The sequence below is a fragment of the Aurantibacter aestuarii genome (genome assembly GCF_003008425.1).
In the GTDB taxonomy this organism is placed as follows: Bacteria; Bacteroidota; Bacteroidia; order Flavobacteriales; family Flavobacteriaceae; genus Aurantibacter; species Aurantibacter aestuarii.
Genome location: NZ_PXOQ01000009.1, coordinates 733,895 through 747,211 on the forward strand (window position 1 = coordinate 733,895; position 13,317 = coordinate 747,211).

General features: G+C 32.4%; 13 protein-coding genes. 3 read left to right on the top strand and 10 right to left on the bottom strand.

Features of this window, described 5'->3' with window-relative positions; genetic code table 11:
* Window positions 1-8 precede the first annotated feature (8 nt).
* On the bottom strand, window positions 9-1,604 hold the full coding sequence (gene bshC / locus C7H52_RS10005) for a bacillithiol biosynthesis cysteine-adding enzyme BshC (RefSeq protein ID WP_106463759.1): 1,596 nt from the start codon (window positions 1,602-1,604) through the stop codon (window positions 9-11).
* A 116-nt stretch (window positions 1,605-1,720) separates the two neighbouring features.
* On the opposite strand from bshC, the gene C7H52_RS10010 reads away from it, so the two are divergent.
* Window positions 1,721-2,974, top strand: coding sequence for a carboxypeptidase-like regulatory domain-containing protein (locus C7H52_RS10010; RefSeq protein ID WP_106463760.1), 1,254 nt, complete (start codon window positions 1,721-1,723; stop codon window positions 2,972-2,974).
* Between the two features lie 85 nt (window positions 2,975-3,059).
* Here the strand turns inward: C7H52_RS10010 and rimO are convergent, their stop codons facing one another.
* Window positions 3,060-4,364 carry a 30S ribosomal protein S12 methylthiotransferase RimO gene (rimO, locus tag C7H52_RS10015; protein WP_106463761.1) on the bottom strand — a complete coding sequence of 435 codons (1,305 nt, stop codon included), beginning with the start codon at window positions 4,362-4,364 and terminating at the stop codon, window positions 3,060-3,062.
* A 165-nt stretch (window positions 4,365-4,529) separates the two neighbouring features.
* Here rimO and C7H52_RS10020 point away from each other — a divergent pair, with 165 nt between their 5' ends.
* Window positions 4,530-5,606 (top strand): serine hydrolase domain-containing protein, encoded by a 1,077-nt coding sequence (locus C7H52_RS10020; RefSeq protein WP_106463762.1) that lies wholly within the window; start codon window positions 4,530-4,532, stop codon window positions 5,604-5,606.
* Here the strand turns inward: C7H52_RS10020 and C7H52_RS10025 are convergent.
* Complete coding sequence (locus C7H52_RS10025; protein ID WP_106463763.1) at window positions 5,553-6,461, bottom strand: hypothetical protein; 909 nt, start codon at window positions 6,459-6,461, stop codon at window positions 5,553-5,555. The two genes, C7H52_RS10020 and C7H52_RS10025, sit on opposite strands and share 54 nt — an antisense overlap.
* A gap of 183 nt (window positions 6,462-6,644) precedes the next feature.
* On the opposite strand from C7H52_RS10025, the gene C7H52_RS10030 reads away from it, so the two are divergent.
* Window positions 6,645-8,993: an Ig-like domain-containing protein gene (locus tag C7H52_RS10030; RefSeq protein ID WP_106463764.1), complete on the top strand. Its 2,349-nt coding sequence runs from the start codon at window positions 6,645-6,647 to the stop codon at window positions 8,991-8,993.
* A 121-nt stretch (window positions 8,994-9,114) separates the two neighbouring features.
* Here the strand turns inward: C7H52_RS10030 and ftsY are convergent, their stop codons facing one another.
* The 7 genes from ftsY to C7H52_RS10065 form a co-directional block, all read right to left on the bottom strand.
* The gene (gene ftsY / locus C7H52_RS10035; RefSeq protein WP_106463765.1) at window positions 9,115-10,089 is read right to left on the bottom strand and encodes a signal recognition particle-docking protein FtsY; all 975 of its coding nucleotides are present in this window, start codon (window positions 10,087-10,089) and stop codon (window positions 9,115-9,117) included.
* A 274-nt stretch (window positions 10,090-10,363) separates the two neighbouring features.
* Window positions 10,364-10,516 (bottom strand): DUF4295 domain-containing protein, encoded by a 153-nt coding sequence (locus tag C7H52_RS10040; protein WP_106463766.1) that lies wholly within the window; start codon window positions 10,514-10,516, stop codon window positions 10,364-10,366.
* A gap of 38 nt (window positions 10,517-10,554) precedes the next feature.
* Window positions 10,555-10,737: a 50S ribosomal protein L33 gene (rpmG, locus tag C7H52_RS10045; protein WP_092131049.1), complete on the bottom strand. Its 183-nt coding sequence runs from the start codon at window positions 10,735-10,737 to the stop codon at window positions 10,555-10,557.
* A gap of 31 nt (window positions 10,738-10,768) precedes the next feature.
* Window positions 10,769-11,008: a 50S ribosomal protein L28 gene (gene rpmB, locus C7H52_RS10050; protein WP_106463767.1), complete on the bottom strand. Its 240-nt coding sequence runs from the start codon at window positions 11,006-11,008 to the stop codon at window positions 10,769-10,771.
* A gap of 79 nt (window positions 11,009-11,087) precedes the next feature.
* Window positions 11,088-12,338: a competence/damage-inducible protein A gene (locus C7H52_RS10055; protein WP_106463768.1), complete on the bottom strand. Its 1,251-nt coding sequence runs from the start codon at window positions 12,336-12,338 to the stop codon at window positions 11,088-11,090.
* The gene (locus C7H52_RS10060) at window positions 12,338-12,679 is read right to left on the bottom strand and encodes an Hpt domain-containing protein (RefSeq protein ID WP_106463769.1); all 342 of its coding nucleotides are present in this window, start codon (window positions 12,677-12,679) and stop codon (window positions 12,338-12,340) included. Before C7H52_RS10060 ends, C7H52_RS10055 begins: the two co-directional genes overlap by 1 nt.
* The gene (locus C7H52_RS10065) at window positions 12,679-13,290 is read right to left on the bottom strand and encodes a fumarylacetoacetate hydrolase family protein (protein WP_106463770.1); all 612 of its coding nucleotides are present in this window, start codon (window positions 13,288-13,290) and stop codon (window positions 12,679-12,681) included. Before C7H52_RS10065 ends, C7H52_RS10060 begins: the two co-directional genes overlap by 1 nt.
* Window positions 13,291-13,317: the final 27 nt, after the last annotated feature.

The following is a 13,317-nucleotide window of genomic DNA, read 5'->3' on the forward strand; positions in this document are numbered from 1 at the left end:
GTTTTTAACTAAAATGTTAACACCGTAAATTCTAACTCTAATGGCTTTAAATTTTTAATCAGTTTTGGGATAAGCTGGTCACCATATTCCAAGTATAATTCAGAAAAATTAACCTGACGTTCTTGTAAACTTTGGTTTGGAAATAATTCATTTTGCAAAGTTTTAACCCTATTTAAATGGTCTTTTAATTTTCGTTTTTGAGCTTTTAACAGTCGTTTTTCCAGATGCTCCAAGCCTTTTATTTGTTTTCGTTCCTGTGCGCCTACTGCTCCTTTAAAAGAAGCATCGGTTTGCTCTGCAATTTGGTATAGCATTTCAAATTGCTGAGATAACATCTCTTTCTGTGCACTAAAATCGATATTTATTTTTGAGATTGTATTAATGACCTTTTCTTCTAAATGAATTTGTTTTAAAAACAAATCTTTAGTATCCACATTGAGATTTGTGGTCTTTTCAAATTGACGCTTAGTTTGTACTAAGGCAGAATTTCTTAATAACAAAATAGGGAAAGGCACCGAAAATAGTTTGAAATTCTCTTTTAATTGAAGCCAGTAAGCCAGTTCTCCTCCTCCACCAATATAACACAGGTTTGGTAAAATAACTTCTTGATATAAAGGTCTCATTACCACATTTGGAGAAAAACGTTCCGGAAAATTTTCAATTTCCTTGGTTAACTCTTCCTTACTAAAACTAATTTCTGTATTTAAAACAAAATACGTTTTATCTTGATAAACTATACGTTCTCTTAAGCCAGAGGTTATATAAAAAAAATTTATTTCACGCGGATTAACTTGAATAGTATAGTTTAAACGCTCTAAATCTTTATTTGTTTTTTTAATGTTGTTGAAAGAGGTCTGTTTAAAACACTCTTGTTTTATGTAAGGTATAAATTCGGTTTTTAATGCCTTAGTGTTGGCGTCTAGAATAAGTAAGCCGTAATGTTTAAAAAGTGTATGGGCTAAGTAAAAAGTAGCGTCCGACAAATTTGAGTGATTTAAATACGCTTCTTTAAACCATTCTTTTAATTGTTCAGCATTGTCTCCTACTCCCAAGTGGCCCGAAAATAATTCAAAAACCTGCTCTAACCCAGCGGTGTTTAAATCGCCCACTACTCCAGAAGTCTCTGTGTTCCATTGTACTTTTTTTCCTTTAAAATTGAAGTAATTAATTTCTTCAAAATCATGATCTTCTGTAGCCATCCAGTATATAGGCACAAAATTATTTTCAGGATATCTATTTTTAAGTTCTAAAGTAAGATTTATGGTTGAGATAATTTTATATAAGAAATATAAAGGTCCTGTAAATAAATTTAGCTGATGTCCAGTGGTTACGGTGAATGTATTTTCTAACGCTAGCAGTTCAATATTTTGTGTAACCTCGACAGAGTTTTCAACTTTTGTATATTGTTTTTTTAGAGAGGATACCAGTTGTTGTCGTTGAGATGCTGTATAAAGTTTTGATTTTTCTTCAATTTGAAACTTAAAATTTTCTAAATGAGGAAATCTATGATAAAACGATTGTAATGATTTTTTTTCGTCTAAATAATCCTTCATCAAATTTGAAAAGTAACCTGTTTCGTTATAAGGAATATGTGTTTTAATCATATTTTTTAGATAGACTGTAAATATACTAATCTTTAACCCTATGAAAATCTTAAATTTAACATAAAAAATAAGCAGTTAAACAACTAATAATCTTATCTTTAAGAAAAAGAAACGTTATGAAAACATTATTCACATCTCCAAAAAATAGCCTAATGGTTATTTTATTTTTTTCGATCAGTTTTTTTATAACAGCCCAAGATTTTACGTCTTATTCTGGAATTGTCGTAGATTCTAAAAACGAAGATGCTCTGCACTTAGCTGCTTTAAATATAGAAAACACCAATATTAGTACCGTTACTAACAAAAACGGTGAGTTTATTATTAAAGTCCCTATTAATCAGAATTCCAAATGGCTTAATGTGTCTTATTTAGGGTATGAAACAAAAAAAATTGAACTCATAAATTTAAGCGAAAAAAATAATGTTATTTCTCTTAAAAGTAGCACATTAGAACTTGCAACTATAGAAGTTAACCGACCAAAAAACGCTAAGGATCTTGTACTAAAAACATTAAGTTTAAAAGGCAGTAATTACTTAAACGGAAATGCTGTAATGACTGGATTCTATAGAGAAACCATAAAAAAAAGAAATCGTAATGCTTCACTATCTGAAGCCGTATTAAAGATTAAAAAAGAACCTTACAACTCTAGTAAGCAAGACCAAATTTCTATTGTTAAAGCACGAAAAAATGTAGATTACAACCGCTTGGATACCTTAGCATTTAAATTACAAGGTGGACCTTTTAGCGCTTTACATACAGATGTTATTAAATATTCAGAATTTATATTTTCTTACGATAACATCAATCAATACCTATTCAATTTCAATAATTCCACTGAAATTAATGGCAAATTGGTTTATGTAGTTAATTTTAAACAAAATCAAACAGTTACAGAACCACTTTATTACGGGCAATTGTATATTGATGCTGAAACAAATGCTTTAACACGTGCCTCATACCAATTAAACCTAGAACAGGAAGACAAAGCAAGTGAGCTATTTGTTAGAAGAAAACCTAATGGAGCTATTGTGTTACCAACAGAAGCTAGATACCTTGTTAATTACAGTTCTAAAGATGGAAAATGGTATTACACCTATAGTAATATTTTTTTAGAATTTAAAGTCAAGTGGAAAAATGACTGGTTTAGTAAACGTTATTCGTTACAAAGTGAAATGGCAATAACCAATTGGGAATTTAATGACACCTATAAAATAGCCAATAGAGAAAAACTAAAAACTAATGTTATTCTAGAAGAAAAAGCTAGTGGGTTTTCCGATCCTAATTTTTGGGGAGCTTATAATATTATAGAACCAGAAAAATCTATAGAAAGTGCCATTAAAAAAATTAGTAAACAATTAAATAAAGCTTAAGAATTAGTCCGTTTCAAGCTAAAAAAACACCTTAACTTATTGTATATAGTTAAGGTGTTTTTAAGTTTATATCCTACGTAAAAGTTTATTTACTTACTTCAGCATACAAATCAAAATCTTCTGCTTCGGTTACTTTAACGGTATAATAGTCGCCTGTTTTTAAATAGGTTTCTTTGGCATCTATTAACACTTCATTATCCACATCTGGGCTATCAAATTCGGTACGACCAACAAAGTAATTACCTTCTTTACGGTCAATAACAACTTTAAATTCCTTACCTATTTTCTCTTGATTCAATTCCCAAGAAATTTGAGATTGAATTTCCATAATTTCATTTGCTCGCTGCTGTTTTACGTCTTGTGGCACATCATCCTCTAAATTATAAGCATGTGTATTTTCCTCGTGAGAATAGGTAAAACAACCTAAACGCTCAAATCTCATATCTTTAACCCATTGTTTTAGGGTTTGAAAATCTTCTTCAGTCTCGCCTGGATATCCCACAATAAGTGTGGTACGAATAGTCATTTCTGGCACCGCTTTTCTAAACTCTTTTAAAAGTTTAGTCGTTTTTTCCTGAGTAGTTCCTCGACGCATACTTTTTAGAATATTATCTGAAATATGCTGTAAAGGAATATCTAAATAATTACAAACTTTTGGTTCACGCTTCATAACGTCTAACACGTCCATTGGGAAACCTGTTGGAAAGGCATAGTGTAAACGTATCCACTCAATTCCTTCGACTTTAACTAAGTTTTCTAATAATTCGGCTAAATTTCGCTTTTTATATAAATCTAATCCGTAATAGGTTAAATCTTGGGCAATTAATATCAACTCTTTTACACCATTAGCTGCTAATTTTTCAGCTTCTGTAACTAAATGTTCTATTGGTGTACTTTTATGTTTACCACGCATTAAAGGAATTGCACAAAAACTACAAGGTCTATCGCAACCTTCTGCAATTTTCAAATAAGCGTAATTTTTAGGGGTTGTAGTTAAGCGTTCTCCTATCAACTCATGCTTATAATCGGCTCCTAAAGCTTTTAGCAACCCTGGTAATTCTGTAGTTCCAAAATACTGGTCTACATTAGGTATTTCTTTTTGTAAATCCGGCTTATAACGCTCACTTAAACAACCTGTTACAAATACTTTATCAACTTCGCCATCTTCCTTTTTTTGCATATACTCCAAAATGGTGTTTACACTTTCTTCTTTGGCGTTATTTATAAATCCGCAGGTATTTATAACCACTACATTTCCTTCCTCTTCATGAACCACTTCTTTACCATTGGCTTTAAGCTGTCCCATTAACACTTCACTATCATAAACATTTTTGCTACAACCAAGTGTAATAACGTTTATCTTGTTCTTTTTTAGTGTTTTAGTTCTCATACGTTTTATTTGGACTGCAAAGATACATAATGATTTAGGATTTACGATATATGAATTCTAATTTCAGAATTTGGAGAATTTGATTTACAGTTTCTGCAATTGAAAATTCTATTTTTGATTAAACTATTTTTAATTATCGTGGTCTTAGATGTAAACCTTAAAATTATGAGATACCTATATATACTTTTTGCTTCCATAAGTTTCATGACCAGTTGTAATTCAGACGACTTAGTAGCTCAAGAAAGCATTCCAACTACTGAAGAAAACACATACTTTCCACCTAATAATTCTTCAGAATGGCAAACCAAAACGCCCGAAAGTTTAAATTGGAACACCTCTAATCTTAATGATTTAGAAAGCTTTTTAGAAGAAAAAAACTCCAAAAGCTTTATCATTTTACATAAAGGAAAAATCGTTGTAGAATATTATATGAATAACCACAACGTTTCTACACCTTGGTATTGGGCAAGTGCTGGTAAAACATTAACCACTGCTACTGTTGGTATTGCTCAAGACGAAGGTTTATTAAACATCAACCATAAAGTATCGGACTATATTGGTTTAGGTTGGACCAGTGCACCAACTGAAAAAGAAGACTTAATTACATGTAAACATCTATTAACTATGACCTCTGGTTTGGACGATACGCTAGGTGACGATTACTCACCAAGTAATTTGCAATACATTGCAGATGCTGGTTCTCGCTGGGCTTACCACAATGTGTATGTAAAACTTCAAGATGTGGTAGCGCAAGCCTCTAGTCAAAGTTGGGAAAGTTATTTTAACACGGCACTGAAAAATAAAATTGGTATGACGGGTATGTGGAACTTCTTTGGAAACTCTAATGTCTATTGGAGTACTACCAGAAGCATGGCACGTTTTGGTTTACTTATGTCTGAAAAAGGTGTTTGGGACGGGAACAAAATTATTTCTGAAGCTTTTTTAAATGAAGCGACTACAACTTCCCAACCCATTAATGAGGCTTATGGTTATTTATGGTGGTTAAATGGAAAAGAAAGCTACCATTTACCACAAACGCAATTTGAATTTACTGGTGAATTAATACCAAATGCTCCAACTGATGTGTATTGTGCGCTTGGAAAAAATGAACAAAAAATATATATCTACCCAAGTCGCGACCTTGTAATTATTAGAATGGGGCAAGCGGCAGATGAAGATAGCTTTGCTTTAAGTACTTTTGACAGTGACTTGTGGGCTAGAATTAATGCGATTATTAATTAGTGGTTTGTAAGTTTCTTGTTGAGTTTTCTTTAAAATTATATAATATAATAGAGGTATCAAGCCGTGAGATAATCTAAAAATTGTTTCGTAAAGCGTTTGATGGATTGTTATTAATGCTGAAGAATAAACTAGTTCGCTCCAAATTCTTGCAAATGCAGTAATAAAACCCCAAAATACGGCATATGCTAATACATATTTAGTAAGCTGAGGCATATAAATACCTATTACTATTACAAAATCCAATAGTGCAGCTACAAACAGTAATGTTTTAGTTGTTGGTTCATCGGTGCCTAAAATGTTCATGGTCATAGTTACAAAGTTGGCTGGTAAGGGGAAAAAGTACCCTAAGGCGTAAAGTCCATGACATAAAAACGTTAAAGCGATCATTAATTTTAAAGGTTGTATGAGTCTTGTAACTGAAAAATGCTTCAAGTAAAAAAGTAATAAAAAAGGAGATCCAAATTGTATAGCATGCTCAAAAAACATTGCAAATACATAAAATTTACTTTTTGTTTGTAATAAAGCAAGAATAACTAGCAAAGTACCACCAGAAAAAATTATTCCTTTTACAATTTTTGAACTGTTTTGTTGAACTATCAAAGATAAAAAAGCGCATAGTGCATAAAATACACCATTAAGCCTAATACTGTTTTGAATATAGCTATCATGTTGTAATGAAGTTACATAATCTTTCCATGGAATATTAAAAATGCCTTCTACAATAGGACTTAATAAATCTTGATCCCAAAGCACACTTCTAAACGGTGCATCCCAAAATAAAAACTGATAAGCTCTTCCTGCAAAGATGAAAAAACAGGTCCATTTTAAAACGTTTAATACTAATTGCTGACTCATAACTATTTAAAAATTATGTAAAACTACAACAGATAAAGTTACCTGAATGTTAAGGCAGTTTAACTAAAAGTAAACTTTATAAGCACTTCTTTAAGAAATGATTAAGCTTAACATTTTGGTATGTAAGTAAGATAAATCCCTATATATATTTGGAACAACTAAAACCAAAATTATAAACTCAAAATGAAAAAAATTACACTTCTTTTAATGTTGTTTGTAGGGCTTTCTGCTTTTTCTAACACACGACGTTACCGCATTATGTTTACAGACAATCCGTCTTCTACAATGATGATTGGATGGGAACAAATTAGTGGAACTAATGCTACTGTATATTATGGTACAACAGATCACGGAACCACCTGGTCAAATTATTCAAATTCTAAAACGGTAGACAGAACAGTAACCGATAAAGGTATGAACAATCAATTTGCTAAACTATCCGGTTTAACACCAAATACCAATTACTACTTTGTAATTAAAGATTCTGAAGGCACTAGTTCACGCTATTGGTTTAGAACTGCCCCAAACACTAATGATACCATGTCGTTTATTTCTGGTGGAGATTCTAGAAATAATAGAACGCCAAGACAAAATGCCAATAAAATGGTTGCAAAATTAAAACCAACTGCAATATTTTTTGGTGGAGATATGACTAATGGAGATACCGATGGTGAATGGCAAGATTGGTTTGACGACTGGCAATTAACCATTGCTGCAGATGGAAGAATGTTTCCTATTATTCCCGCAAGAGGAAATCATGAATATAATAACAGTAGAATTTACAACTTATTCAACTGTCCAAATTCCGATGCATATTACAACATAACATTTGGAGCAAACTTATATTCTTTATATACCCTAAATTCTGAAATAACAGCTGGAGGAATACAAGGCGCATGGTTAGCATCACAATTACAAAACGATAATGCTATTTGGAAATCGGCGCAATACCATAAACCTATGAGACCACATGTTTCAAATAAAAGTGAAGGCACAGATGAATATAATAACTGGGCTCAACTATTTTTTGATCAGGATGTGAAATTGGTTTACGAATCGGATTCTCATACCGTAAAAACTACTTGGCCAATTAAACCTTGTGCTTCTGGTACTAATTGTGAAGAAGGTTTTGAAAGAGATGATAATTTTGGTACCGTATATGTTGGTGAAGGTTGCTGGGGCGCACCTTTAAGAGCTAGTGATGACGAAAAAAGCTGGTCTAGAGATTTTGGATCTTTTAACCAATTTAAATGGGTTTGTGTGTCTACCAATAAAATTGAAGTAAAAACGATTGCCATAGACAATGCAGATTCGGTTAGTGAGAACGGTAATAATGACGGTTGTGCTTTACCAGCAGGGGTTAATGTATGGAATCCTTCAAATGGAGCTATAGTTACTATTTTAAACTCTGCTCTGCAAGCACCAGTTGTGAATATAACTTCTCAAAACAACAATGAATATCTTGCAGATGGCAACAATGTTATAGTTAGTGCAAATGCTAATGATGCAGACGGTACCATTTCTTATGTAGAATTTTATATTGGTGGCGTTTTACAAGCAGCAGACGCTACCGCACCTTACCAAATAAATTACTCATTTGCTAATGGAGAGCATGACATCCAAACTATTGCTTATGATAATGACAACTTAAGTAACTCTGAAACCATTAAAATTTATGTTGGTACGTATTCTGCTACAATTGACCAGACCGTAGATAATGATGTGGAGCAAAAAGAAAGTGATGGTTCTGTTTATAATGACAGTAGTGACTTAGAGTTAGTATACGATTCTTATGACAGCCAAGGTTACCAAAAAATTGGATTACGATTTAATACCTTAAATATCCCAAATGGCGCTCAAATTACAAATGCTTATATTCAGTTTAAGGCAAAATCTACACATTCTTCTACAGTTGACTTACAAGTTTTTGTTGAAAATAGTACGAATACCGTAGATTATGAAAGTAACACTACTACTAATGTAACTGGAACTGGTAGAACGTATTATCAGGCAATAAATTGGAGTGTTCCAGCTTGGAATACAGATGAAGCTTTAGCAGCACAAAGAACTCCAAATCTAGCGACAACCATTCAAAATATAGTGTCTCAAACTAGCTGGAATCCTGGAAATGCGATGGGTATAAAAATTGAAGGAACAGGTGCTACCTTATCTGGAGCAGGAAGCAACATTAGAAGAGCATATTCTTTAAATAACTCTGATGCCTCACGTCATCCGGTTTTACATATCGAATATACAATGGATCCTTCTACCTTATCTACAGAGAAAATTAAAGACGTAGATATTTTGAAAGTATATCCTAATCCATTTAAAGATGTTGTGACTTTTAGTAACCTTACAGAAAGCTTTAAAAATGGAATGGTAACCGTTTACACATTAACTGGAAAAGTGGCTTACAAAAAACCATTAAAAGGTAAAACTGTAAACTTAAACTTCTTAGCTAAAGGTGTTTATATTATAACTCTAGAAGGCGCCAACAGTAAAATAATAACCAAAAAAATTATTAAACAGTAAAATTATAAAATAATAAATTAGTAAAAATCCCAAGATTTAAATCCTGGGATTTTTTTATACGAACCGTTTAAAACAAAAAGCTCAGAGGAAACTCTGAGCTTTTTGTTTTTTGATTAGTATTTTATTTAAAGAAACTATCTACAAACTCATATTTATTAAATACTTGTAAATCTTCAATACCTTCTCCAACACCAATATATTTTACAGGGATTTGAAACTGATCACTAATTCCTATTACAACGCCACCTTTTGCCGTTCCGTCTAACTTAGTCACTGCTAAACTAGTTACCTCTGTAGCTGCTGTAAACTGTTTAGCTTGCTCGAATGCATTTTGTCCTGTTGAGCCATCTAAAACCAATAACACATCATGTGGCGCATCTGCAATCACTTTTTGCATCACTCGTTTAACTTTGGTTAGCTCGTTCATTAAATTAACTTTATTGTGTAAACGTCCTGCAGTATCTATAATGATGACATCTGCATTTTGAGAGACGCCACTTTTTAGGGCATCAAACGCTACACTAGCAGGGTCACTTCCCATATCTTGACGTACCATTGGCACATCTACACGGTCTGCCCAAACTTGTAATTGGTCTATTGCTGCCGCTCTAAAAGTATCTGCCGCACCTAAAACGACGTTTAAGCCTTGCTTTTTAAATTGGTATGCTAATTTTCCTATGGTTGTAGTTTTACCAACACCATTTACTCCAACAACCATTAAAACATAAGGTGTTTTTGTTCCATTGTCTTGTGCAGGTAATTTTGGGATGGTATAATCGGTTGCTTCTCCAGAATTGGTTTCGCTTAAAAGCGCTGCAATTTCTTCTCTTAAAATTTGATTAAGCTCACTAGTTCCCAAATATTTATCTTTAGCTACACGAGCTTCTATACGCTCTATAACTTTTAATGTGGTGTTTACACCTACATCACTAGACACCAAAACTTCTTCTAAATTATCTAAGACGTCGTCGTCTACTTTAGATTTACCTGCGACTGCTTTACTTAACTTACCTAAAAAGGAAGTGCTTGTTTTCTCTAAACCTTTGTCTAGTGTTTCCTTTTTATCGGAAGAAAAAATTTTTTTAAAAAAACTCATACGTTTATGTATTTGCTGGTTTGTTATTAGTGCGTTAAGGATTAAGCAATTTGTTTGAGCTCTTAAAACATAAATCTTATTTATGTTTTAAAGCGAGTTGCGAAAGCCTGACTCTACGAAGCGCAGCGTAGTAGAGTAACGCCAAAATACACTAACAATTTTTGAGCCTTAAATGTAAAGAGGAAAGATTGTCAGTTTAATTTTGAACAAATATAATACAAAAAGCTGCTTTCCAAATAGAAAGCAGCTTTGTATATTAATGATTACTAATGAATTAGTCTTTCTTAAAAAAATCTGATACTAATTCTGGAGCCATAATAGACTCTACAAATACGTAAGCTCCAGTTTTTGGAGATTTTACCATTTTGATTGCTTTAGTTAATCTTTTTGATGAGGTCTGTAATGTTGCTACCGTTTTCTTAGCCATAACTACTATGTTTTGTCAATTACCGTAAGGTATATGAATTATTTAATTTCTTTATGAACAGTCATACGCTTAAGGATAGGATTAAATTTTTTAATCTCCATTCTATCTGGCGTATTCTTTTTGTTTTTAGTTGTAATATAACGAGAAGTTCCTGGTTTTCCAGACTCCTTGTGCTCCGTACATTCTAATATTACCTGTACTCTATTTCCTTTTTTTGCCATTTTATAATGCTTTAATGTAGACCTTTAAAAATTATTTTTTTAAAAACCCTTTAGACTTAGCTTCCTTTAACATAGCAGAAATACCAATCTTGTTAATGGTCTTTAATGCAGATGTAGACACTTTTAAAGTTACCCACTTATCCTCTTCCGGAATAAAGAAACGTTTTTTGATTAAATTAGCACCAAAAGTACGTTTTGTTTTATTCATTGCGTGAGACACGTTGTTTCCAACCATTGCCTTCTTTCCAGTAAGTTCACAAACTCTTGACATGATATATAACTTTAAAATGTTATTAAAATTCGAGGTGCAAATATATTAATATTTTATATTATAACAACCTTAAATGACATTAATTTTTTAAAAAATCTTTTTGTAATAATTCTAAAACCTTATTAGCGGTTTTATTTATGACTTTTTCGCGCATATTTCCCATATGAAACGTATAGGTTTCTGTACCTGTTTCTGTTGCTATGGCTACGCAAACCGTACCTACCTCAACATTGGAATCGCCTTTTGTGGGTCCTGCGTTTCCTGTAGTAGAAACCGCAATGTCACTTTTAAATTTTTTTCGGGTTTGCTCTGCCATTTCTTTAGCGACAGGTTCACTAACCACAGAAAACCTGTTTATAGTTTCTACTGAAACCTCTAATAGATCTATTTTAGATTGCGTGGCATAACACATAATACTTCCTTTTAAGTATTGAGAGGCTCCAGAATTTCTGGTAAACATTTCTGTAATTTTACCACCGGTACAACTCTCGGCAAATGCTATGGTTTTATTTTGATTAACCAGTTCTTTAGCGACAACTTGTTCTAAAGAATCGAAATCGTCTTCAAAACTCACAAAAATATCCTCAATAAAAGGCATTAAGATTTTTAATTGGTTTTGAATATTATCTTCAATAACATTAACATCAAAACCTTTAGTAGATAAACGTAAACGTACTTTTCCCAAACTTGGCAAATACGCTAACTTAATATCTTCTGGCAGATTAGTTTCCCAATGTTCTATACGTTCTGCAATAGCACTTTCACCCAAACCATAAGTTAATATGGTACGATGTAAAATGTGTGGGCGTTTAAATTTCTGCTGGATTTTAGGTAAAACTTTGTTAGAAATGAGTTGCTTCATTTCGTAAGGTACTCCAGGAAGCGATACAAATACGGTTTGGTTCTTTTCTAACCACATTCCTGGTGCTGTTCCATACTCATTCATTAACACCTCACATTTAGAAGGTACTAAAGCCTGCATTCTGTTTAAATTTGATATAGGCGTACTTATATATTTTGCAAATAAGTCCTCTACATGTTTAAGAACTTCATCATTTTGAACTAAAGTATCTTCAAAATACTCGGTAAGTGTATGCTTTGTAATATCGTCTTTTGTTGGTCCTAAGCCTCCAGTAATAATGACAATATCTGCGTTTTTTTCAGCAGCTTTTAAAGCTTGTAAAATATGTTGCTTATCGTCTTGAATAGACGTAATCTGATAAACAGAAACCCCTATTTTATTTAATTGCTGACCTATATATGCCGAATTAGTATCGACAATTTGACCTATAAGAATTTCGTCTCCTATAGTAATAATTTCTGCTTGCATTATAAGTTGAAGTCTTTTCGAAGTTCTGTAGAAGCATTAGTTACAGATTGCTGAACCTTAGATAATTCTGAATTAACTTGTGCTACCGTATTGGTTTTATTGCCCCAGTTTTGAATGGTTAGCAACTCATCAAAATAATTTAAACCAAACAACTCAATTGTTGGTTTCATTTTATGAGCAACTTGATAGGCAGCTTCTTTATTATTACTCTCTACAGCAGATGAAAGCTGTTCTAAATCTTCTGGTATTTCCTCTAAAAAAGTTTGTACTAAAACTTTTATAAAGTCAGAATCATTATCTGCTATATCATTAACCTTATCTAAACTGTAAAAGGACGCCATTACTTAACTTTTATTGAAAATAATTGATGTTGTTCTAAATAACCTTCTAATTGGTCATTTGGATTTACTTTTGAAACTCCCGCAGGTGTTCCTGTAAATATAATGTCTCCAATTTTTAAAGTGAAATATTTCGATACATATTCGATAATCTCATCGATTTTATAGAGCATGTGACTGGTTTGACCATTTTGAACAATTTCAGCATTCTTTTTAAGACTGAAATTTAAATTATTTACATCTTTAAATTCTGTTTTTGGCATCCACTCTCCTATTACTGCTGCGCCATCAAAAGACTTTGCTTTTTCCCACGGTAAGCCTTTAGCTTTTAAATGAGACTGAAGATCTCGCGCTGTAAAATCTATACCAACACTAATCTCGTCATAATATTTATGTGCAAATTTTTTAGCTATATGTTTTCCTACTTTATTAATTTTTACCAAAACCTCAACTTCATGATGCACATCGTCTGAAAAATCTGGGATAAAAAACGGTTGCTTTTTTAATAAAATAGCCGTGTCTGGCTTAATAAAAATAACCGGATCTGTTGGCTTCTCGTTATTAAGTTCCTTTATATGTTCTGTATAATTTCTTCCGATGCAGATGAGTTTCATTTCTTACTAGGTTGTTGGATTATTAAA